The 21,798-nt window shown below is 66.4% G+C and carries 23 protein-coding genes; 17 read left to right on the top strand and 6 right to left on the bottom strand.

Annotated elements, in window-relative coordinates:
- The first annotated feature begins 68 nt into the window (after positions 1-68).
- The 8 genes from ccmC (at position 69) to EH199_RS07995 (ending at position 7,218) form a co-directional block, all read left to right on the top strand.
- Positions 69-797, top strand: coding sequence for a heme ABC transporter permease CcmC (gene ccmC / locus EH199_RS08025; protein WP_124808748.1), 729 nt, complete (start codon positions 69-71; stop codon positions 795-797).
- 21 nt (positions 798-818) lie between these two features.
- A complete protein-coding gene (locus tag EH199_RS24365) occupies positions 819-959 on the top strand; it encodes a hypothetical protein (RefSeq protein ID WP_190287185.1) in 141 nt (46 codons plus the stop codon).
- A 5-nt stretch (positions 960-964) separates the two neighbouring features.
- Positions 965-1,408: a cytochrome c maturation protein CcmE gene (ccmE, locus tag EH199_RS08020; protein ID WP_190287187.1), complete on the top strand. Its 444-nt coding sequence runs from the start codon at positions 965-967 to the stop codon at positions 1,406-1,408.
- A gap of 13 nt (positions 1,409-1,421) precedes the next feature.
- On the top strand, positions 1,422-3,371 hold the full coding sequence (locus tag EH199_RS08015) for a heme lyase CcmF/NrfE family subunit (RefSeq protein WP_124808726.1): 1,950 nt from the start codon (positions 1,422-1,424) through the stop codon (positions 3,369-3,371).
- Positions 3,368-3,937, top strand: coding sequence for a DsbE family thiol:disulfide interchange protein (locus EH199_RS08010; protein ID WP_124808725.1), 570 nt, complete (start codon positions 3,368-3,370; stop codon positions 3,935-3,937). Before EH199_RS08015 ends, EH199_RS08010 begins: the two co-directional genes overlap by 4 nt.
- Positions 3,934-4,416, top strand: coding sequence for a cytochrome c-type biogenesis protein (locus tag EH199_RS08005; protein ID WP_124808724.1), 483 nt, complete (start codon positions 3,934-3,936; stop codon positions 4,414-4,416). Before EH199_RS08010 ends, EH199_RS08005 begins: the two co-directional genes overlap by 4 nt.
- The gene (locus tag EH199_RS08000) at positions 4,413-5,120 is read left to right on the top strand and encodes a tetratricopeptide repeat protein (RefSeq protein ID WP_124808723.1); all 708 of its coding nucleotides are present in this window, start codon (positions 4,413-4,415) and stop codon (positions 5,118-5,120) included. The genes EH199_RS08005 and EH199_RS08000 overlap by 4 nt, the downstream gene beginning before the upstream one ends.
- 160 nt (positions 5,121-5,280) lie before the next feature.
- Positions 5,281-7,218 (top strand): potassium transporter Kup, encoded by a 1,938-nt coding sequence (locus EH199_RS07995; protein ID WP_124808722.1) that lies wholly within the window; start codon positions 5,281-5,283, stop codon positions 7,216-7,218.
- Between the two features lie 50 nt (positions 7,219-7,268).
- Here EH199_RS07995 and EH199_RS07990 read toward each other — a convergent pair whose 3' ends face one another.
- From EH199_RS07990 to dapF, 6 genes are all read right to left on the bottom strand, one after another.
- A complete protein-coding gene (locus EH199_RS07990; RefSeq protein ID WP_124808721.1) occupies positions 7,269-7,610 on the bottom strand; it encodes an entericidin EcnAB in 342 nt (113 codons plus the stop codon).
- Positions 7,611-7,755: 145 nt separating this feature from the next.
- A complete protein-coding gene (locus tag EH199_RS07985; protein WP_124808720.1) occupies positions 7,756-8,331 on the bottom strand; it encodes a urate hydroxylase PuuD in 576 nt (191 codons plus the stop codon).
- 159 nt (positions 8,332-8,490) lie between these two features.
- Positions 8,491-9,144, bottom strand: coding sequence for an inner membrane-spanning protein YciB (locus tag EH199_RS07980; RefSeq protein ID WP_124808719.1), 654 nt, complete (start codon positions 9,142-9,144; stop codon positions 8,491-8,493).
- Positions 9,145-9,273: 129 nt separating this feature from the next.
- Positions 9,274-10,212, bottom strand: coding sequence for a signal recognition particle-docking protein FtsY (gene ftsY, locus EH199_RS07975; RefSeq protein WP_124808718.1), 939 nt, complete (start codon positions 10,210-10,212; stop codon positions 9,274-9,276).
- The gene (locus EH199_RS07970; protein WP_124808717.1) at positions 10,209-11,411 is read right to left on the bottom strand and encodes a MiaB/RimO family radical SAM methylthiotransferase; all 1,203 of its coding nucleotides are present in this window, start codon (positions 11,409-11,411) and stop codon (positions 10,209-10,211) included. The genes ftsY and EH199_RS07970 overlap by 4 nt, the downstream gene beginning before the upstream one ends.
- On the bottom strand, positions 11,408-12,232 hold the full coding sequence (gene dapF / locus EH199_RS07965; RefSeq protein WP_124808716.1) for a diaminopimelate epimerase: 825 nt from the start codon (positions 12,230-12,232) through the stop codon (positions 11,408-11,410). The genes EH199_RS07970 and dapF overlap by 4 nt, the downstream gene beginning before the upstream one ends.
- A 259-nt stretch (positions 12,233-12,491) precedes the next feature.
- Between dapF and ffh the strand changes: the two genes are divergently transcribed.
- The 9 genes from ffh (at position 12,492) to EH199_RS07920 (ending at position 21,681) form a co-directional block, all read left to right on the top strand.
- On the top strand, positions 12,492-13,976 hold the full coding sequence (gene ffh, locus EH199_RS07960; protein ID WP_124808715.1) for a signal recognition particle protein: 1,485 nt from the start codon (positions 12,492-12,494) through the stop codon (positions 13,974-13,976).
- A gap of 45 nt (positions 13,977-14,021) precedes the next feature.
- A complete protein-coding gene (rpsP, locus tag EH199_RS07955; RefSeq protein ID WP_124808714.1) occupies positions 14,022-14,480 on the top strand; it encodes a 30S ribosomal protein S16 in 459 nt (152 codons plus the stop codon).
- A 2-nt stretch (positions 14,481-14,482) separates the two neighbouring features.
- The gene (gene rimM, locus EH199_RS07950; protein WP_370385485.1) at positions 14,483-14,971 is read left to right on the top strand and encodes a ribosome maturation factor RimM; all 489 of its coding nucleotides are present in this window, start codon (positions 14,483-14,485) and stop codon (positions 14,969-14,971) included.
- Between the two features lie 52 nt (positions 14,972-15,023).
- Positions 15,024-15,344 (top strand): hypothetical protein, encoded by a 321-nt coding sequence (locus tag EH199_RS07945; RefSeq protein ID WP_124808712.1) that lies wholly within the window; start codon positions 15,024-15,026, stop codon positions 15,342-15,344.
- 100 nt (positions 15,345-15,444) lie between these two features.
- Positions 15,445-16,965: a serine hydrolase gene (locus EH199_RS07940; protein ID WP_223806537.1), complete on the top strand. Its 1,521-nt coding sequence runs from the start codon at positions 15,445-15,447 to the stop codon at positions 16,963-16,965.
- A 19-nt stretch (positions 16,966-16,984) separates the two neighbouring features.
- On the top strand, positions 16,985-17,725 hold the full coding sequence (gene trmD, locus EH199_RS07935; RefSeq protein ID WP_124808711.1) for a tRNA (guanosine(37)-N1)-methyltransferase TrmD: 741 nt from the start codon (positions 16,985-16,987) through the stop codon (positions 17,723-17,725).
- Positions 17,726-17,728: 3 nt separating this feature from the next.
- Positions 17,729-18,109, top strand: coding sequence for a 50S ribosomal protein L19 (rplS, locus tag EH199_RS07930; RefSeq protein ID WP_124808710.1), 381 nt, complete (start codon positions 17,729-17,731; stop codon positions 18,107-18,109).
- Positions 18,110-18,249: 140 nt separating this feature from the next.
- The gene (locus EH199_RS07925; protein ID WP_124808709.1) at positions 18,250-20,556 is read left to right on the top strand and encodes a S9 family peptidase; all 2,307 of its coding nucleotides are present in this window, start codon (positions 18,250-18,252) and stop codon (positions 20,554-20,556) included.
- A gap of 99 nt (positions 20,557-20,655) precedes the next feature.
- Positions 20,656-21,681: an aspartate-semialdehyde dehydrogenase gene (locus tag EH199_RS07920; protein ID WP_124808708.1), complete on the top strand. Its 1,026-nt coding sequence runs from the start codon at positions 20,656-20,658 to the stop codon at positions 21,679-21,681.
- The last annotated feature ends 117 nt before the right edge of the window (positions 21,682-21,798 follow it).

Genomic DNA, 21,798 nt, shown 5'->3' with positions numbered 1-21,798 from the left:
CAGGTGGCAGAGCGTGGCGCGAACCGGCGGCGCGCGCCGCCGGACGAGGATATGTGTTTCCCGCGTCCATGCACGGTTTTGCCAATCCCGCCCGTTTTCTGCGCCTTGCGCGCTGGTTGATGCCTTTGCTGCTGGGGCTGGGGCTGGTGCTTGCCTTCGGCGCGCTGGCCTGGGGTCTGCTGGTGGTACCGCCCGATCGGCTGATGGGCGATACCGTGCGCATCCTGTTCATCCATGTGCCCTCGGCCTGGCTGGGCATGGCGGGCTGGAGCACGATCGCCGTGGCGAGCCTGGTCGAGCTGGTCTGGCGCCATCCGCTCGCCGCCATCGGCGCGCGCGCGGCGGCGGTGCCGGGCGCGGCGTTCACCGCGATCTGCCTGGCCACGGGATCGATCTGGGCGCGTCCCACCTGGGGTACGTGGTGGGTGTGGGACGGCCGGCTGACGAGCTTCCTCGTCCTGCTGTTCCTCTATTTCGGCTATATCGCCCTGGCAGGCGCCGCGCAGCGCGATGCGCAGGCGGGTGAGGGCGCGAGCCGCGTGACCGCGATCTTCGGTCTGGTCGGCGCGATCAACATCCCGATCATCAACCGGTCGGTGGTGTGGTGGAACAGCCTGCACCAGCCGCCGTCGATCACCATCGGCAAGTCCGCGATCGACGGCACGTTCCTGTGGCCGCTGCTGATTGCGGCCATCGGCTTTTCGTGCATCTTCGGCGGCGTGGTGCTGGCGCGGATGCGGACGCTGCTGGCCGACATCCAGACCGAGGCGCGCCTGCGCCGCAAGGCGCTGGGCTGACGCGGCGCGCGGGGGGACAGGATGCACGAGAGACTGGATCAATGGGATTACGTGGCGGCGGCGCTGGCGATCGGGGTGATCGGCACGCTGTTGCTGGTCGGCTGGACGCTGTGGGCCATGGCCCGCGCCGAGCGCCGGCGTGACAGGGCGAGGGGCAAGTGAGCGGCATCAAGGCAAAGCATCAGCGGCTGGTCCTGCTGGTCATCGCGCTGGTCGTGCTGGTGGGCGCGGGCCTGCTCGCCGCCTATGCGCTGCGCAACCAGGCCGCCTATTTCTACGTGCCGAGCGATCTTGTCGCCCATCCGCCCGAACAGGGCCGCGCCGTGCGCCTCGGCGGCATGGTGGAGAAGGGATCGATCAAGACCCGGCCCGATGGCGTGACCATCGATTTCATCGTCGGCGATGGCAAGGCGCGGGTGCCGGTGCGCTTCACCGGAATCACGCCGGATCTGTTCGTTGAAGGATCGGGCGTGGTCGCGGAAGGACAGATGGAAGGCGGCACGTTCGTGGCCGACAACCTGCTGGCCAAGCATGACGAGAAATATGTCCCGCGCGAGATGAAGAACATGACCGACGCGCAGGCGAAACAGGTGGTGGCCGAAACGAAATGATGGCGGAACTCCCATGATAGCCGAACTGGGCCTTGCCGTCCTGTGGATGGCCGCCGCGCTGGCAGTGCTGCAACTGGCGGCGGGCATCATCGCCCTGCGCCCCAAGGGGGAGCATCTGGCCGGCGTGGTGCGTCCGCTGGCGGTGATGCAGGGGGTGCTGGTCGCCTTCGCGTTCCTGGCGCTCGTCACGCTGTTTCTGGAAACCGACCTGTCGGTAAAGCTGGTGGCGGAAAACAGCCATTCGGCCAAGCCGTTCATCTTCAAGCTGGCGGGCACCTGGGGCAACCACGAAGGCTCGATGCTGCTGTGGGTGACGATCATGGGCCTGGCCGGCGGCTTCGTGGCGCTGATCGAGAAGCGGCTTCGCGAGGATACGCTGGTGGCCACGCTGGCGGGCCAGGCCTTCGTCAGCCTGGGGTTCTACGCCTTCCTGCTGCTGTCCTCGAACCCGTTCGAGCGGCTGCCAGAACCCGCACCCGATGGCAACGGCCTCAACCCGCTGCTGCAGGACATCGGCCTCGCCTTCCATCCGCCCACGCTTTACGTCGGCTATGTCGGCCTTTCGATCGCCTTCAGCTTCGCCATCGGCGCGCTGGTGACGCGCGATGTCGGCCCCGCCTTCGCCCGCGCGATGCGCCCGTGGGTGCTGGGCGCGTGGATATTCCTGACGCTGGGCATCACCGCCGGCTCCTATTGGGCGTACTACACGCTGGGCTGGGGCGGCTGGTGGTTCTGGGACCCGGTGGAAAACGCCTCGCTGATGCCCTGGCTGGCGGCGACGGCGCTGCTCCATTCGTGCTCGGTCCTCGCCTCGCGCAACGCGTTGCGGGCCTGGACCGTGATGCTGGGCGTGATCGCGTTCTCGATGTCGATGGTCGGCACCTTCCTGGTGCGATCGGGCATTCTCACCTCGGTTCATGCCTTTGCAGTCGATCCGGAACGCGGCAGCTTCATTCTCGCGCTGCTGGCGATCTACATCGGCGGCGCGCTGACCCTGTTCGGCGTACGCGCGGCGACGGTGACCGAAGGCGCGCGGTTCAGCTTCGTCAGCCGCGAGGCGAGCCTCGTGTTCAACAACGTGATGCTGTGCGGCATCCTGGGCATCGTGCTGGTCGGCACGCTCTATCCGCTGCTGACCGAGGCGTTTGGCACCAAGGTTTCGGTTGGCCCGCCCTATTTCAATCCCGTGTCCGCGATCTTCGCGATCCCGATGCTGCTGGTGCTGGCGGTTGGCCCGCTGCTGCGCTGGCGCAATGACAAGGCGGGGCGGATCACCATGCCCTTTGCGATCGCCGCGCTGATTATGGCGGCGGTGTTCCTGATCGCCGAAATGGTCGCGCCGGGTATCCACTTGCTGCCGGCGCTGGGCCTTGCCATCGCCAGCGGGCTCTTCTTCGCCAGCCTGTTGCCGCTGAAGGGGCGCAACCTGCGCCGCACGCCGCTGCCGGTGTGGGGCATGGTGATCGCGCACCTTGGCATTGCCGTCGCTCTCTTCGGCATGGCCAGCGATAGCGCTTTCTCCACCGAGAAGCTTGCCGCGATGACCGTGGGCGATACGCAGAACGTGGGGCCGTGGCAGGTGAAGCTCGAAAGCATCGATCCGGTCGCCGGCCCGAACTGGACCGCGCTGCAGGCCACGCTATCGGCGCGTTATGCCGGCGGTGCGCCGATCACGCTGGAACCGCAGGCGCGCGTCTTCGCCTCGCCTCCGGGGACGCGCACCGAAAGCGCGCTCAAGACCCGCTGGAACGGCCAGCTCTATTCGGTGCTGGGCGAAGAGGGCGAGGACGGCCGCTGGCAGATGCGCTTCTGGTGGAAGCCGTTCGTGCCGATGATCTGGTACGGTGGCGTGCTGATCGCGCTGGGTGGGGTATTGGCGCTGCTTGGCCGCGTGGCTGCCGACGTGAAGCGGCTGCGGGCCGAAGGCAAGATCGCGTATCGCCGCATGAGGCAGGGACGATGAGCAAGCAGAACGATCCGCGTGATCCGACGCCGAAGAAGCCGGGGCTGGCGCTGTGGCTGCCGCTGGCGCTGTTCGCCGGGTTCTTCGTGCTGGTGATCTACGGCCTGGTGCGGCCGGCCGATCGCGAGGTGGCGAGCGCCTTCATCGGCAAGCCGTTGCCCGGCTTCGACCTGCCCCCGGCGGTGGACGACCGCCCCGGCCTGGCGCTCGCCAACTTCCGGGATGGCAAGCCGCGCCTGCTCAACGTGTTCGCCAGCTGGTGCGTGCCCTGCGCGGTGGAATCGCCGCAGCTTGCCGCGCTGGCGCAGCAGGGCGTGGAGATCGACGGCGTCGCGATCCGCGACCGGCGCGAGGACGTGGCCCAGTTCCTGTCCGCGAACGGCAACCCGTTCCGCCGGATCGGCAAGGACGATCTGAGCAAGGTCCAGCTCGCGATCGGATCGTCGGGCGTGCCCGAGACGTTCGTGATCGATGGCAAGGGCGTGATCCGCTACCAGCATATCGGCGACATCCGCGCCGAGGACGTGCCGCTGATCCTGCGCAAGCTGAAGGAGGCGGAATCGTGATCGCGCGCGCCGCATCGAGGCGTGGAGCCGCCGTTATCGCGGTCTTCTCGCTTCTGCTGGCTTCTCCGGCCGCCGCGCAGGATTCGCTGCCGCCGGCGCCCTATGCCTACAAGCAGCTTCCGAATCCCGATCAAGAGGCGAGGGCGCAGGCGCTGATGGAGACACTGCGCTGTCTCAAGTGCCAGAGCCAGTCGATCGCGGATTCGGACGCGCCGATGGCGGGCGACATGCGCCATCAGGTGCGCACGCGCATCGCGGCGGGGGAAGACCCGGAGGAAATCCGCCAGTGGCTGATCGAACGCTATGGCGACTATGTGAGCTATACCCCGCAACTGCGACCGATGACCTGGCCGCTGTTCGCCGCGCCGGCCGCGTTCCTCGTGCTGGCGGCGCTGCTTCTGCGCAAGCGCTTCCGCCGGGGGAATGGCGATGGCGGGGTGGACGAGCCGGACGCCGAAGGGCTGGAGGATAACGCATGACCTGGGTGCTGATCCTCCTGATCGCGATTCTGGTCTTCGCGGTGCTGGCATTCGTGCTGAAGATGCCGCGCTCCGGCTGGGAACTGACCGGCGCGGCCCTGCTGTTCGGCATCGCCGGCTATGCCTTGCAGGGACATCCGGGCGTTCCCGGCGCGCCCAAGGCCGCGGTCGAGAACCAGAAGGCGGCCGACGAGGCGCTGATCAAGCAGCGGCAGGCGATGGGCGATGCCTTCGGCAAGGGCCAGAGCTGGATGGTGCTGGCCGACGGGCTTTCGCGGCAGGGTCAGTTCGGCGCGGCGGCGACGATCCTGGGCAAGGCGGTGAAGGCCGATCCCAACGATGCGGACCTGTGGGTGGCGCTCGGCAATACGCTGGTCGGCCATAGCGACGGGCTGATCACGCCGGCCGCGCAGTTCGCGTTCCAGAAGGCGGCGAAGATTTCGCCCGAACATCCGGGGCCGCCGTTCTTCATGGGGCTGGCGCTGGCGCAGTCCGGCAAGCTGGTAGAAGCACGGGCGATCTGGGCCGAACTGCTTCGCCGTGCGCCTGCCGATGCCCCCTATCGGGAAGACCTTCAGGCCCGGTTGGCGAGACTCGATTCGATGCTGGCGGCCTCGGGACAGGCGCCGGCGCCGGCATCTCCATCGGACGAGCCGCCCGCCGCAACCGCCGAACCGTCGGACGCCTCTTCTGAAGCGCCCTGAAATCAGCTATTTGCGATGCCATGCGGGGCTTGATTTCGTGGTATCCGGTGTGACGAAGGCAGCCATTGCCGGGGCCAAGGCCCGGTGCTAAAGCGCCGCGCCGTTCCGGTGTCCGATGGCGGACCGGCGGTTTGGGCCAAGGCCCGGGGGCACCGTTGCCATGAGTGATTCCGTGCTTGCGAACGGTTCGGACGAAAGCGCAGTTCCTTTATCCACTCTTCGCGATTCCGGCCACCAGACTCACCATCAGGGCAGCCTGCTCAAGATGGCGGTGGGCGCGATCGGTGTGGTGTTCGGGGATATCGGCACCAGCCCGCTCTACGCGCTGCGCGATACCTTCGCCGGCCACCACAAGCTGCCGCTCGACCAGCTGCACGTCTATGGCATCATCAGCCTGATGTTCTGGTCGATGATGATCATCGTGACGTTGAAGTACGTCAGCGTGATCATGCGCGCGGACAACAAGGGCGAGGGCGGAAGCCTGGCGCTGCTGGCGCTGATCAATCAGCACACCAGCGGCAACCGCTGGGGCAAGGGCATCATCCTGATGGGGGTGTTCGCCACCGCGCTGTTCTATGGCGATTCTATGATTACCCCAGCCGTTTCGGTGATGGGTGCGATCGAGGGTGTCGCGGTCTATCAGCCCGAAATGCACCGGCTGGTGGTGCCGATGGTCGTGGCCATCCTGATCTTCCTGTTTTTCATCCAGAGCCGGGGCACGGAACGCGTCGCGACCTTCTTCGGCCCGATCATGCTCGCCTATTTCACCACGATCTCGGTGCTGGGCGTGATCAGCATCATGGCCTTCCCGCACGTGATCACCGCGCTCAGCCCGCATCATGCGGTGATTATGTTCGCGGCGGACCCGTTCCGGGGCTTCCTGGCGATGGGTGCGGCGGTGCTCGCCGTGACGGGCGCGGAAGCGCTCTATGCCGATATGGGGCATTTCGGCCGCAACCCGATCCGGGTGTCGTGGCTGACGTTCGTGCTGCCGGCGCTGGTGCTGAACTATCTGGGCCAGGCCTCGCTGCTGATGCGCGATCCTTCCGCGCTGGAAAGCCCGTTCTATTTCCTCGCGCCCGAATGGTTCCAGTGGCCGTTGCTCGTCATCGCCTCGCTGGCGGCGGTGATCGCCTCGCAGGCGGTAATCTCGGGCGCGTTCTCGGTTACGCAGCAGGCGATCCAGCTCGGCTTCATCCCGCGCATGACGATCAAGCACACCAGCACGGCGGCGGGGCAGATCTATATCCCCGTCATCAACTGGGCGCTGATGGTCGCGGTGATCCTGCTGGTGCTGGTGTTCCAGCGTTCGTCGAACCTGACGGCGGCCTATGGCATCGCCGTGACCGGCGCGATGCTGATCGACAACGTGCTGCTGGCCGTGGTGCTGTTCAAGCTGTGGAACTGGAAGCCGGTGTTCGCCGTCGGGCTGCTGGCGCTGTTCTTCGTGATCGACGCGGGCTACCTCGGCGCGAACCTGACCAAGATCCCCGATGGCGGCTGGGTGCCGCTGCTGATGGGCGTCACCATCTTCACGCTGCTGACCACCTGGTCACGCGGGCGCGCGCTGATGCGGCAGAACATGGCGGAGGGATCGATCCCGCTGGAAGTGTTCACCAAGTCTGCCCATGCCAGCGCGGCGCGGGTGCCGGGCACGGCGATCTTCATGGCCTCCACCGCATCGGGCGTGCCTTCGGCGCTGCTCCACAACATGAAGCACAACAAGGTGCTGCACGAGCGGGTGGTGATCCTGACCGTGCAGATCGAGGACGTGCCCTACGTGGATCAGGTGGAGCGATCGGCCTGCAAGGATTTCGGTAACGGGTTCTACCGGGTCAGCCTGCGCTTCGGCTTCCTGGAGGAAACCGACGTGCCGGCCACGCTCAAGACCGTGACGATGTGCGGCGAACCGTTCGACATGATGAAGACCAGCTTCTTCCTGTCGCGCCAGACGCTGATCGCGTCGGACAAGCCGGGCATGGCGATCTGGCGCGAAAAGCTGTTCGCGTGGATGTTGCGCAACGCGGCGAGTGCGATGGAGTTCTTCCGGCTGCCGACAAACCGCGTGGTGGAGCTGGGCAGCCAGCTCAAGATCTGACGGTCTCCCGCCCGTCGCGCGGACGGGAGACGCTTGTCAGGATAAACCGATCAATTGCTGTTTTCGGCCTTGGCCTTGAGCTTCGCGGCCTCTTCCTTGGCCTTGTCGCCGGCCTTGTTCAGCGCATCGGCGGCTTTCACGCCAGCCTTGTCCGCCTCGACACCGGCCTTGTCGGCGGCGGCGTCGGCCTTGTTGATCGCTTCGTCTGCCGCGTTGCGGACCGATTCCGCGCCCTCGCTGGCGGTTGCACTCATGTCCGAGGCGGCGGCAGCGATATCGTTCCCGGCTGACGTAGCGGCTTCCTGCGCGTTGTCCTGCGTCTTTTCCGAGCAGGCGGAAAGCGCGATGGCGGCTGCCGCTGCGGTCAGGGTGGTGAAGATGGGTTTGCGCATCAAAAAAGCTCCTCTCTGTCGCGTCACATCAAAGCACGATGGCGCTTCGGGTTCCTGACGAACGTATCGTCCAACGGAAACGGGCGCGACTTTCCGGAGAAAGCCGCGCCCGTGCAAGCCTGGATGGCTCCGGTCAGCGTCGGAGTTACCCGAGGTTGGCGCTGACCATGCAGTAGAGCATCGGCAGCGACAGCAGCAGGTTTGTGCGGCTGGCGATCAGGGCGCGCGGTGCGGCGGCAGCCTTTTCCTCCGCGCTGGCTTCGACGATGCCGAGGATCTTCTTTTGCGCGGGCCAGATGATGAACCACACGTTGAACGCCATGATCAGCGCGAGGTCCATGCCCAGGCCGATCAGGTTTTCATGCAGGTTGAGCCCCTGGAAGATCAGCGCGCGGTGGACGTAGCCGGTGACGTAGGCGATCACCAGGCCGGTAACGACCGTCAGCAGCGCGGCCCAGCGGAAGAAGAAGAACACTTTCGGCGCGATGTGGCCCGTGATCGCGCCCTTCTGTTCGGCCGGAATCGACGGCATCGTCGGCACCTGCACGAAGTTCAGGTAATAGAGCAGGCCGATCCACAGAATGCCGAAGAACACGTGCAGCCAGCGGAACACGGAATTGACATCGACCGGCACTTCCGCGCCGAACCCCAGCATAACAGCGATGGCCGCGACAAGGCCGATCGCAAGCACCAGATGCAGGTTACCAAACAGCTTGGCCATGAAACTTTCCCCCAGTTTGCGCCCTTTGATCCGTTTACCCGGTTATCGCCGGAGGTGGGCTGACAACATTCTAGGGGGTGTGCGCAATTTGTCACACGTTTTTGTCGTGCGGTAGGGCGTCGGCCATTTGCGGCAAAGCGGCTTGACGGACTGAAGCGCTCAATCGTGTGGCGGGTTCTGTTCCACCTCGTCCGCCGCTTCCGCGCCCAGCCCGTGTTTCAGCAGCATGGGGATTTGGGCGAAGGTGAACAGGAACGACAGCGCGGTCACGCCCCACAGCTTGGCCTGAAGCCAGCCATCGAAGCTGAGCGTGTGTCGCAGCACTTCGTTCAGCACCGCCAGGAACAGGAAGAAGAACGCCCAGTTGCGCGAAAGCTTCATCCAGCCCGCATCGTCCAGCCCGTCGAACGCGCTTTGCAGCAGCGTGCGCAGCATCGGTTTGCCCCGGACAAGGCCGGCGAACAGCACACCGGCGAACAGCAGGTAGATCGCGGTGGGCTTGATCTGAATCCAGAACGGATCGCCCAGCAGCACGGTCAGCGTGCCGAAGCCCAGAATCAGCACGGTCGACAGCCACAGCATCGGCGAGATCCGGCCGAGCCGCCACTTCGACACGATCAGCGCCACGATCGTCGCCACCATGAACGCGACCGTACCCTTGGTGACAGCCACCACGGTGCCGATCCCGGCGTTGGTTTCCCTGGGGCTGAAATGCCGATAGGCGAGGAAGAACACCAGCAACGGGCCGTAATCGACCAGCAGGTTGATCCACGAGGACTTGGGCTTGGCCCCGGGCCGTTGAGAGTCAGACATGGAAAACCTGCATCATGCTTTGGATCGTCATTGCGAGGAGCGTAGCGACGAAGCAATCCAGAGCCTCTCGGGCCGCACTCTGGATTGCTTCGCTTCGCTCGCAATGACGAAGGGGGAAAGGCAAGGCGTTCACCGGAACACGCCCGCGATGACGCGGGCGACCAGATCGGGGTCGAACGGGCGCAGATCGTCGATCTTCTCGCCCACGCCGATGGCATGGATCGGCAGGCCATACTGTTCCGCCGCCGCCACCAGCACGCCGCCGCGCGCGGTGCCGTCCAGCTTGGTCATGATCAGGCCGGTCACGCCCGCCACTTCCTTGAAGATTTCGATCTGCTGGAGCGCGTTCTGGCCGTTGGTGGCATCGAGCACCAGCACCACGTCGTGCGGCGCGGCGGGGTTCAGGCGGCCGAGCACGCGACGGACCTTGGCCAATTCGTCCATCAGTTCGCGCTTGTTGTGGAGCCGTCCGGCGGTGTCGACGATCAGCGCGTCGATGCCCGTATCGGTCGCCGCCTTTACCGCGTCGAACACGATCGAGGCAGGGTCGCCGCCCTCGGGGCCGGTGACCACGGGCACGCCCAGCCGGTCCGCCCATACCTTGAGCTGGCCGATCGCGGCGGCGCGGAACGTGTCGCCCGCCGCCAGCATCACGCCATAGTCCTGTTCCTGGAACAGATGCGCCAGCTTGGCGATCGTGGTGGTCTTGCCCGATCCGTTGACGCCGATCACGAGGACGACGTGTGGGCGCGGGAAGGCGGTGATCTCCAGCGGCTTGGCTACCGGGCGCAGGATGGCGGCGATTTCCTCGGCCACGGCTTCGCGCAGCGCGGTTTCGTCGATCCCGCGTTCGAACTTTTCGTCCGCCAGCCGTTCGCGGATGCGCGCGGCGGCGCGCGGGCCAAGGTCGGACAGGATCAGCGCGTCCTCGATCTCGTCGAGCTGCGCGTCGTCCAGCCGGGTCTTGCCGACAATGCCGGTCAGGTTCTCGGTGAGGCGTTCCGAAGTCTTGCGAAACCCGCCGAGAAGCCTGTCGCTCCAGCTTCCGTTCTCCGGCTCGGGGCTCATGCCAGCATTCCTTCGATGATCCTTGTCGGCGTCAGGGTGACGATGGTGCCCGCGGCCGTGCCTTCGGGCAGGCGATAGGGCGCGAACTCGGGCGAATGCCCGGTGCCGTCGCGTTCGGCAAGCACTTCGCGCGGAAGGCCGACCAGCGATGCGAGCCAGCGCGCGCGTTCGGCCGCGACGGCGGCGCGGATTTCGGCTGCCCGCGCCCGGACCGTGGCCGGGGCAACCTGCGGCATCCGCGCGGCGGGCGTATCGGGGCGGGGGGAGTAAGGAAAGACATGGCCGTGGACGACGCCGCAATCGCGCACGATGGCCAGGTTGTTGGCGTGCATCGCCTCGGTCTCGGTGGGAAAGCCGGCGATCAGATCCGCACCGATGGCGATGTCCGGACGGGCAGCGCGCAGGGCGTCCGTCAGCGCGACCGCCTGTGCGCGGCTGTGGCGGCGCTTCATCCGCTTGAGCACCATGTCGTCGCCCGATTGCAGCGAGAGATGCACGTGCGGCATCACGCGGGCTTCGCCGGTGATGATCTCGAACAGCAGGCCGTCGATCTCCACCCCGTCGAGTGAGGAGAGGCGCAGGCGCGGCAGGCGGGGGAAGGCATCGAGGATCGCACGCACCAGCACGCCCAGGCGCGGCGCATCGGGCAGTTCCGCGCCCCAGCCGGTCACGTCCACCCCGGTCAGCACGATCTCGTTGACGCCCAGCAGCAGGTGCCGTTCGATCACGCGCAGAACATCGGCGACGGGCGTGGACAGGCTGCGACCGCGCCCTTGCGGGATAATGCAGAAGGTGCAGGCGTGATCGCAGCCGGTCTGCACCGGCACGAAGGCGCGGGTATGGACTTCGCTCTGCCGCTGCCGGGAGGGCGCTTCTTCCCCATTCGGGTGCCAGACACGCGGATCGGCCTTGGCCGCGTTGGGCACCACCGCATCCACTTCGGGCATGGCGGAGAAGCTGTCCGGCTCGATCGTGGCGGCGCAGCCGGTAACCACCAGCCGTGCCTGCGGGTGGCTGCGGCGCAGGCGGCGCACCGCCCGGCGCGACTGACGCACGGCTTCGGCGGTCACCGCGCAGGAGTTGACCACGACCGTTGGCGTTCCGGCATCCGCGAGCATCGCCCGGATGCTTTCGCTTTCGGCGAGATTGAGCCGGCAGCCCAGCGTCACCACGTCGGCCGGCGCGACCGTTTCGGTCATGCGGGGAAGTCCGTATCCTCGAAGCTGCCCTCGAAGCTCGTGGCGGCCGGGCCGGTCATCAGGATCGCGCCGCCTTCCGGCTGTTCCCCCTCCGGCCACGCGATCGTCAGCGGACCGCCGGGAAGTTCGACCGTTACCGTCCGCCCCGTCAGCTTGCGCCGGATCGCCGCGACGGCGGTGGCGCAGGCGCCGGTGCCGCAGGCGCGGGTCAGCCCGGCGCCGCGTTCCCACACGCGCAGGCGGATGCGGTCGGGGCCGATAAGGCTGGCGACATTGACGTTGACGCGTTCGGGAAACAGCGGGTCGTTCTCGATCAGCGGACCAAGCCGGGCAAGGTCCACCGCATCGGCATCGGGCACGAAGAAGATGACGTGCGGATTGCCGACGTTGACGGCTGCGGGATCGGTCAGGCTCTCCCAGCCGACCGGCATCGTCAAGGTGTCCATGGCATAGGCGAGCGGGATGCGGTTCCAGTCGAAGCGGGGCGTGCCCATGTCGACCGCCACGCCATCGGCGCCGGCTTCCGAGCGGATCACGCCGGCCAGCGTCTCGATCCGCCGTTCGCCGCCGAGCAGCAGGCCCACCGCGCGGCTGGCGTTGCCGCAGGCTTCCACTTCGCCGCCGTCGTTATTGAAGATGCGCATCCGCACGTCGGCGACGGCGGAGGGCTCCAGCACGATCAACTGGTCGCAGCCCACGCCGGTGCGCCGGTCGGCCAGCGCGGCGGCGCGGCGGTCCGACATGGCGAGGGGAGTCTCGCGCGCGTCGATCACCACGAAATCGTTGCCAAGGCCGTGCATCTTGCGGAAGGGTATGCGCATGGCGGGCGATCTAGGGCGCGCGCGGGCTTAGCGCAATGCCATAGGGCATCCGCGATGGCGGTTCGGCTTGCCTTTTCGTCCGGGCAGCGCTAAGGGCGACGCGTTCCATCACCCCGAAGGGTGCTGGCACGGCTCAATAACGGCTCCAACAGGATGCCACACGCTGGTCGGCGAGGTTTCGCCCACCGGCGTTTTTCGCGTTACGCGGTTTTGCGTTGGCGATGTGGCGAATGGCGGGGCATGGCAACGGGAATACGGCGTGTTCGATAGTCTTTCAGACCGGCTTGGAGGCGTGTTCGATCGCCTGCGTGGCCGCGGCGCGCTCAAGGAGGACGATGTCCGGGCGGCCATGCGCGAAGTGCGCATCGCACTGCTCGAAGCCGACGTTGCGCTGCCCGTGGTGCGCCGTTTTGTCGACAAGGTTACCGAGGAGGCCGTTGGCCAGTCGGTGCTGAAGTCGGTCACGCCCGGCCAGCAGGTCGTCAAGATTGTCAACGACGCGCTGGTCGAGATGCTGGGATCGGAAACCGCCGATCTCGATCTCGCCGCGGCGCCGCCGGTTGTCATCATGATGGTCGGCCTGCAGGGTTCGGGCAAGACCACCAGCACGGCCAAGATCGGCAAGCTGCTCAAGGAAAAGCAGGGCAAGAAGGTCCTGATGGCCTCGCTCGACGTGAACCGTCCGGCGGCGCAGGAACAGCTCAAGGTGCTGGGCGAACAGGTCGGCGTCGCCACGCTGCCGATCATCGTTGGCCAGCAGCCCGTGGACATCGCCACGCGCGCGCTCCACGCGGCGAAGCTGCAGGCGGTGGACGTCCTCCTGCTCGATACCGCCGGCCGCCTCCACGTCGATGCCGCGCTGATGGACGAGATGAAGGCCGTCGCCGCCGTCTCCGCGCCGAAGGAAACGCTGCTCGTCGTTGACTCGCTGACCGGGCAGGACGCGGTCAACGTGGCGCAGAGCTTTGCCGGCGAAGTCGATCTGACCGGCGTGGTGCTGACCCGCATGGACGGCGATGCGCGCGGCGGCGCGGCGCTGTCGATGCGCGCGGTCACCGGCAAGCCGATCAAGTTCGCGGCCACGGGCGAAAAGCTCGATGCGATCGAGCCGTTCCACCCGCAGCGCGTTGCCGGCCGCATCCTGGGCATGGGCGATATCGTCTCCATCGTCGAAAAGGCGGCGGCGACGGTGCAGGCGGACGAGGCCGAACGGCTGGCCGCGCGCATGGCCAAGGGCCAGTTCGACATGAACGACCTGCGCACCCAGCTGCAGCAGATGCAGCGCATGGGCGGGCTTGGCGCGCTGGCAGGCATGATGCCCGGCATGAAGAAGGCCAAGCAGGCGATGGCGCAATCGGGCATGGACGACAAGGTGCTGCTGCGCATGGACGCGATCATCGGTTCGATGACGCCGACCGAGCGCACGCGGCCCGAACTGCTCAACGCCAAGCGCAAGATCCGCGTGGCCAAGGGTTCGGGCACACAGGTTCAGGACGTGAACAAGCTCCTGAAGATGCACATGGAAATGGCCAAGGCCATGAAGCAGATCAAGAAGATGGGCGGCCTCAAGGGGCTTGGCGCCCTGTTCGGCAAGGGCGGCCTTGGCGCCGCCATGCCGGGGCTGGACCAGCAGGCCGGGCCGGGCGGGCTCGGTGGCCTGGGTGGCGGCATGGGTGGTGCCGGCGGTCTGCCGGGGCTGGGCAACATGCCCGCCAACCTCGGCGATCTGCTGCGGAAGAAGTGATTTCGGAAATTTGCGTTCGAAGAGTTTCGAGGAAAGGTTGAAGTAATGTCTGTTTCTCTGCGTCTGTCGCGTGGTGGTTCCAAGAAGCGCCCGTATTACAAGGTCGTCGTCGCCAACAGCCGCGCCCCGCGCGATGGCGCCTATCTCGAGCAGGTCGGCACCTACAACCCGCTGCTGGCCAAGGACGACGCCAACCGCGTCCGTCTGGTCGAAGACCGCGTGCGCTACTGGCTGGGCGTCGGCGCGCAGCCGACCGATCGCGTAGCCCGCCTGCTCGACAAGGCCGGGATCAAGGAACGCGCCGCGACCAGCAACCTCAAGAAGGGTGAACCGGGCCAGAAGGCCAAGGATCGCGCCGAGGAAAAGGCCGAGAAGGCGCGTGAAGCCGCAGAGGCCGCTGAAGCCGCCGCCGCTGAAGCTGCTGCTCCGGCTCCCGTCGAGGAAGCTCCGGCTGAGGAAGCGCCCGCTGCCGAGGCTGCTGCCGAAGAGTCGACCGAGGCCTGATCTTGTCGGACAAGCCCGTTACGCTGGCCGCCGTGACCGGTGCGCACGGAGTGACGGGCGAAGTCCGTCTCAAGCTGTTCGGAGAAGGCGTGGTGGCGCTCAAGCGCTACCGCGCCTTCAACGCTTCCAGCCTGACGCTGGAAAAGCTGCGCGATGACGGCAAGGGCGGGGCGATCGCCCGCTTCGCCGAAGTGACCGACCGGACCGCCGCCGAACGGCTGCGCGGCACCGCGCTCACCGTGCCGCGCTCGGCCCTGCCGTCGCTGGCGGAGGGCGAGTACTATCACGCCGACCTGATCGGCCTTGCAGCCGTTTCCACCGATGGCGAATCGCTGGGCGAATGTATCGCGGTCGAAAACTACGGCGCGGGCGATGTGCTGGAAATCCGCCGGCCCGATGGAAAGCGCTTCATGGTGCCGATGCGCGCCGAAGCTGTGCCGGAATGGAACGAAACGCGGATGCTGATCGCTTCCGCCTATGCCGAGGCCTGATTTCGGCCCGGTCCGGCCTTTGTTTCGATAACGCCGCCGTGGCGATCCGTATATGATCGTCGCCATGGACTTCGCGCTGATCCTGTTCCTGATCCCTTTCGGTATCGCCGGCCGGGTGCTGGCGCAGAAGCTCGTTGTGCGCCGGCCTGAATGGGGCGACCTGCGCCTCGCGCTCCATGCCGCCCTGCCGGTTGCCGGTGTGATCTGGCTGGCGGCGATCGTACTGCTCATGGCGGGTGAGGATGACGTGGCGCTCGCGCTCGTCCTGCTGGGGTTGGCGGCCTATGGCCTTGCCGCCGCGACCGCGCATCTGGCCGTTCGCAAGTACCGCTATCGCGTGGCCGTGCTCGGCCCGGCGCGGGCTTTCCGGTAACACCCGCGCGCAATCCGCAAAAGGGTTGATGCGCCCGCTGGGCATTCGCACCCGTATCAGGCACGTTCCGCGCGCAATATTGGCAGGGCGGGAGGTTCCGATGCGGGCGATGACGATGATTCCGGCGATGGCGGTCGTGCTCGCGGCGTCACCGCTTCACGCCCAGAGCACGAGTCCCCAGAGCGCCACGCTCGATAGCATCGCGCCGCGGATCGAAGCGGGCTTCACCACGTTCATGGTGGAAAACCATGTGCCCGGTCTCGTCTATGGCGTGGTGCAGGGCGGCCATCTCGCACTGGTGAAGGGGGAAGGCGTGCAGGATCTCGCCGCGCGCCGCCCCGTCACGCCCGACAGCCTGTTCCGCATCGCCTCGATGACCAAGGCCTTCACCGCGCTGTCGATCCTCTCGCTGCGCGACAAGGGCCTGCTCGCGCTGGACGATCCGGCCGAAAAGTACGTGCCCGAGATGCGCGGCTGGACCTATCCCACCAGCGATTCCCCGAAAATCCGTGTGCGCGATCTGTTGCAGCACGTCGCTGGCTTCGTCACCGACGATCCCTGGGGCGATCGCCAGCAGGTGCTGAGCCAGGAGGATTTCACCGCGCTGCTCAAAGCCGGGGTGCCCTTCACGCGCGAACCGCAGGCGCGGCACGAATATTCGAACCTCGGCTATGCCATTCTCGGCCGGATCGTCGCCAACGTGACGCACCAGCCCTATCGCCGCTATGTCGAGAAGACTTTCCTCGCCCCGCTGGGCATGACCTCGAGCGGCTATGACACGCCCGCCTCGCCGATCGAGCGCCGCGCCATCGGCTATCGCTGGGAAAACGGCGCGTGGAGCGAGGAGCCGACCATGCGGGACGGCGCGTTCAATTCCATGGGCGGGTTGCAGGTCAGCGCCAACGACTATGCGAAGTGGATCGCTTTCCTCCTCTCCGGCTGGCCGGCGCGCGACGGGCCGGAAACAGGGCCGGTGCGCCGCGCGACCATCCGCGAACTGGCGCAGGGGCTGAACTTCGTCTCGATCGCCACCCGCCCCGGCAGCACCGGTGCCACCGCCTGCCCGCTGGCGCTCGCGTATGGCATGGGCTGGCGCGTGATGCAGGATTGCGACCTGGGCCTCACCATGAGCCATGGCGGCGGCTATCCGGGCTATGGCTCGCATGTCATGCTGATGCCCGAATACGGCACCGGTATCTTCGTGCTGACCAACCGCACCTATGCCGGCCCCACCGGGCCGGCGTGGGACGCGGCGATGCTGATGTACAAGGCGGGCCTGCTCCACCGCCCGACGATGCCCATCTCGGCCGATCTCGCCAGTTTCTACGCTGCCGCGCAGGCGGTGTGGCAGACGGGTGCCATTGCCCCGCTGGACGGCCGCGTGGCGATGAACTTCCCGATGGATCGCACGGCCGAAAACTGGGCGAAAGTGCTGGGTGAGCTGAAAGCGCAGGCCGGCACGTGCGACACCGCCGCGCCGGTTACGCCGACCGGCCGCATGACCGGCACTTTCCGCTGGACTTGCGGCAAGGGGAGCGTCAACGGACAGATCGTCCTCGCGCCGACGCGCCCGATAACGATCCAGGCGTTGCGGTTCACGTTCGAGGGTGCCGTTCCCTGATCTCTGCCAAGAAGCCCGAATGACCTTCGCCGCCACTGTCCTCACGCTCTATCCTGAAATGTTTCCCGGCCCGCTCGGCGTCAGTCTGGCGGGGCGGGCGTTGCGCGAGGGGACGTGGGCGCTCGATGCCGTGCAGATCCGCGATTTCGCGATCGACAAGCACCGGACCGTCGATGATACGCCCGCTGGCGGCGGCGCCGGCATGGTGCTGCGGGTGGACGTGCTGGCGGCGGCGGTCGATCATGCGCTGGCGGCGCATCCCGGATGCCCGGTCGTTGCCATGACACCGCGCGGCAAGCCGTTGACGCAGGAGCGCGTGCGAGAACTGGCGGCCGGTCCCGGTGTGATCGTGCTGTGCGGCCGGTTCGAGGGTTTCGACGAGCGCATCTTCGCGGGCCGGCAGGTCGAGGAAGTCTCGGTGGGCGATATCGTGCTGTCCGGCGGCGAATGCGCCGCCCTTATGCTGCTCGACGCTTGCATTCGGCTGCTTCCCGGCGTAATGGGCGCGCCTTCAAGCGGGCAGGAGGAGTCGTTCGAGAACGGTCTCCTCGAATACCCGCACTATACCCGACCCGTCGAATGGGAAGGGCGCACGATCCCTGAAGTGCTGCGATCGGGGGATCATGCGAAAATCGCGGAATGGCGGAAACGCCGTTCGGAAGACGATACCCGGTCACGCAGGCCGGACCTTTGGGAGCGCCACGTCGGTGCTCGGGTCCAGTCTGCCTCTGGCGCGCAGCGTGAAGTGCAGGACGATTGAAAAATGAACCTGATTCAGCAGCTTGAAGCTGAAGCCATCGCCGATTTCAAGGCGAAGAAGGATATTCCGGATTTCCGCGCGGGCGATACCGTGCGCGTGGGCGTGCGCGTCGTTGAAGGCGACCGCACCCGCGTCCAGGCTTACGAAGGCGTGTGCATCGCGCGCTCGAACCGTGGCCTCGGCTCGAACTTCACCGTGCGCAAGATCTCGTTCGGCGAAGGCGTGGAGCGCGTGTTCCCGCTCTACTCGCCCAATATTGATTCGATTACCGTGGTGCGCCGTGGTGTCGTGCGTCGTGCGAAGCTCTACTATCTTCGTGGCCGCACCGGCAAATCGGCGCGTATTGCCGAGCGCAAGGTCGTCAAGACCGGCCAGGAGGGCTGAAAGCCCAACGCCCAAGACACGGAAATTGTGTAGAAAGGCGTCCTGGCACCACCGCCAGGGCGCCTTTTTGCTGTCTGCGCGCCGTTTTCGCCGGTTCTCCTCATCCGCTGCCCTTTCCCAGAGAGGTTCGTGACCTTGCCATGCTTCGCTTCCGACACCTCCTTGCCGCATCGGCGCTCTGCGCCCTTCTGCCCCTCGCTTCGGCTCACGCCGGAGAACCGCCGGTGACCTCCACCGCGCAGGCCGCGCCCGCGCTCACGCTGGAGCGCGTCTTCGCCAGTCCCTCGCTCAACGGGCCGGCACCGCGCGGGGTCAAGCTCTCGCCCGATGGCGCGTACCTCACGCTGCTGCGCAACCGTGCCGACGATCGTGAGCGCTATGACCTGTGGGGCTTCGAGCGGAAGACGGGCAAGTGGCGGATGCTGGTGGATTCGCTCAAGCTGTCGTCGGGCAAGGAACTGTCCGAGGCCGAGAAGATGCAGCGCGAGCGGCAGCGGATCGGCGATCTGAAGGGCATCGTCAGCTACGAATGGGCGCCAGATGGCAAGGCCGTGCTGGTGCCGCTCGATGGCGATCTGTTCCTGGCCGGGCTGGACGGCAGCGTCCAGCGCATTCCCGGAACGCAGGGGGGCGAACTCAACCCCAAACTGGGGCCGAAGGGCGATCGCATCGCCTATGTGCGCGATCGCCGGTTGTGGGTCGGTCAGGTCGCCGGGCAGGGCGCGCCCGTCGCCGTGACGCCGGAGGAAAGTGCGCAGACCGTCCACTGGGGCGAGGCCGAATTCGTCGCGCAGGAAGAAATGTCCCGCTTTGCGGGTTTCTGGTGGTCGCCCGACGAAAGCCGCCTGGCGGTCGAGCGGTTCGACGAGGCGAGCGTGGGCGTGGTCACCCGCGCGGCAATCGGCGCGGAGGGCACCAAGACCTTCGACCAGCGCTATCCGGCCGCCGGCACGCCCAACGCCGAGGTTTCGCTGTGGATCATGGCGCCGGACGGCAGCGGCCGCGTGGCGGTGGACCTTGGTGCGGGCGATCCGGGCGCTGAAAAGGACATCTACCTGGCTCGCGTGGACTGGGCACCCGACGGCAAGACGCTCTACGTCCAGCGCGAAAACCGCGCGCAGACCCGGCTCGACATGCTGGCGGTCGATCCCGCCACGGGCAAGGCGCGGGTGCTGTTCAGCGAACAGGCCGCCGAACGCAGCTGGATCAACCTGTCGGACAGCTATCGCTTTCTGGCGGACGGCAGCCTCATCTGGTGGTCCGAACGCGATGGCTTCGGCCATCTCTACCGCTTCCGGCCCGACCATTATCCGGACAGCCAGTGGCAGCAGCTCACGCAGGGCGACTGGGTGGTGACCGGCCTTGTCGGCGTGGACCAGAAGGCCGGCCGCGTGTTCTTCACCGGTACGAAGGACGGCGTGCTGACGCAGCAGGTCTATGCGCTCGATCTCGCGGCGCCGTCGAAGATCGTGCGCCTGACCGATCCCGGTTTCGACAACGCCGCGACGATGGACAAGCGCGGCCAGACGCTGATGGTCACGCGCAATGCCGATGCGCAGCCGCCGCAGTCCTACCTTGCTGACGCCGCCGGCAAGCGCATCGCGTGGATCGAGGAGAACCGCGTGGAGGGATCGCACCCTTACGCGCCCTATCTCGCCAGCCATCGCCCGGCGACCTTCGGCACGATCCCGGCCGCCGATGGCACTCCGCTGCACTGGATGATGATCACGCCGCCGTTGGAGCCTGGGCGCAAGTATCCGGTCTTCACCTTCCACTATGGCGGCCCGCACGCGCAGGTGGTGCACAAGGGCTGGCAGGGCGCGCTGGCGCAGGCGATCGTCGATAAGGGCTATATCTATTTCGCGATCGACAACCGCGGATCGGCCAATCGCGGGGTGAAGTTCGAAAGCACACTCTACCGCGCGATGGGCTCGGCCGAGGTGCAGGACCAGCTTGCCGGGGCGAATTACCTCAAGGCGCTGGATTTCGTGGACCCGAAGCGGATCGCCACGTTTGGCTGGTCCTATGGCGGCTATATGTCGATCAAGATGCTGCAGGCCGACCCCGGCGCCTATGCGGCGGCCATCGCCGTGGCTCCGGTCACCAAGTGGGAACTCTATGACACCCACTATACCGAACGCTACCTGGGCGACCCGAAGCGCGAACCGCAGGTCTATGCCACGTCGAACGCGCTGGCCGATACCGGCCGCATCCGCGATCCGCTGCTGCTGATCCACGGCATGGCGGACGACAACGTGGTGTTCGAGAACTCCTCCGCGTTCATTGCCAAGATGCAGGCGGAGGCGATGCCTTTCGAAATGATGCTCTACCCCGGTTATACCCACCGCATCAGTGGGCCGAAGGTGAGCCAGCATCTCTACGAGACGGTTTTCCGTTTCCTCGATCGCAACGGCGTCGGACCGGCGCCGCTCGTGGCCGGGAAATAGGAATTTGGGTGGCCGGAAGGCCAATTCGCTTGGCTGGTCGGAACCAGCCGCTATGGACGGCCCGCGTCATGCGATGCGCGGCACTGGAAGGGAAGTGACATGGGTTACCGGGTTGTAGTTGTCGGCGCGACGGGGAACGTGGGCCGCGAGATGCTCAACATCCTTGCCGAGCGCGCGTTTCCGATCGACGAGATCGCCGCTGTCGCCTCGCCGCGTTCGCAGGGCACCGAGATCGAGTTCGGCGAGACCGGGCAGAAGCTCAAGGTCCAGAACATCGAGCATTTCGATTTCACCGGCTGGGATATCGCGCTGTTCGCCGCCGGTTCCGGCCCGACCAAGATCTATGCGCCCAAGGCCGCGTCGCAGGGCTGCGTGGTGATCGACAACTCGTCGCTCTATCGCATGGACCCGGACGTGCCGCTGATCGTGCCCGAAGTGAACCCCGATGCGATCGACGGCTATACCCGGCGCAACATCATCGCGAACCCCAATTGCTCGACCGCGCAGATGGTCGTCGCGCTCAAGCCGCTGCATGATGCGGCGAAGATCAAGCGCGTGGTCGTCTCGACCTACCAGTCCGTGTCCGGCGCGGGCAAGGAAGGCATGGACGAACTGTTCGAACAGAGCCGCGCGATCTTCGTCGGCGATCCGGTGGAACCGAAGAAGTTCACCAAGCAGATCGCGTTCAACGTGATCCCGCACATCGACGTGTTCCTGGACGATGGATCGACCAAGGAAGAATGGAAGATGGTCGCCGAAACCAAGAAGATCCTCGATCCGAAGGTCAAGGTCGTCGCCACCTGCGTTCGCGTGCCGGTGTTCATCGGCCACTCGGAAGCGGTGCACCTGGAGTTCGAGGAAGAAATCTCCGCCGAACAGGCCCAGTCGATCCTGCGCGAGGCGCCGGGCGTCATGCTCGTCGATAAGCGCGAGGACGGCGGATACGTGACTCCGATCGAATGCGTGGGCGATTACGCCACGTTCGTTTCGCGCGTGCGCGAGGATTCCACGGTCGATAACGGCCTGGCGCTGTGGTGCGTTTCCGACAACCTGCGCAAGGGCGCGGCGCTTAACGCGGTGCAGATCGCGGAACTGCTGGGCCGCCGGCACCTCAAGAAGGGGTAAGCCGGCAATTCCTCCCCGGTTGCGGGAAGGATTCGGCATTTCCGATGTCATAACATTTGCGCGACAGCCGCCCTCTCCCTAGGATCGCCTCTGATCCTTGGGAGAGGGCACTCGCGC

This window comes from Novosphingobium sp. LASN5T (assembly GCF_003856955.1).
GTDB lineage: Bacteria > Pseudomonadota > Alphaproteobacteria > Sphingomonadales > Sphingomonadaceae > Novosphingobium.
This window is presented reverse-complemented; position numbering and strand designations above follow the sequence as displayed.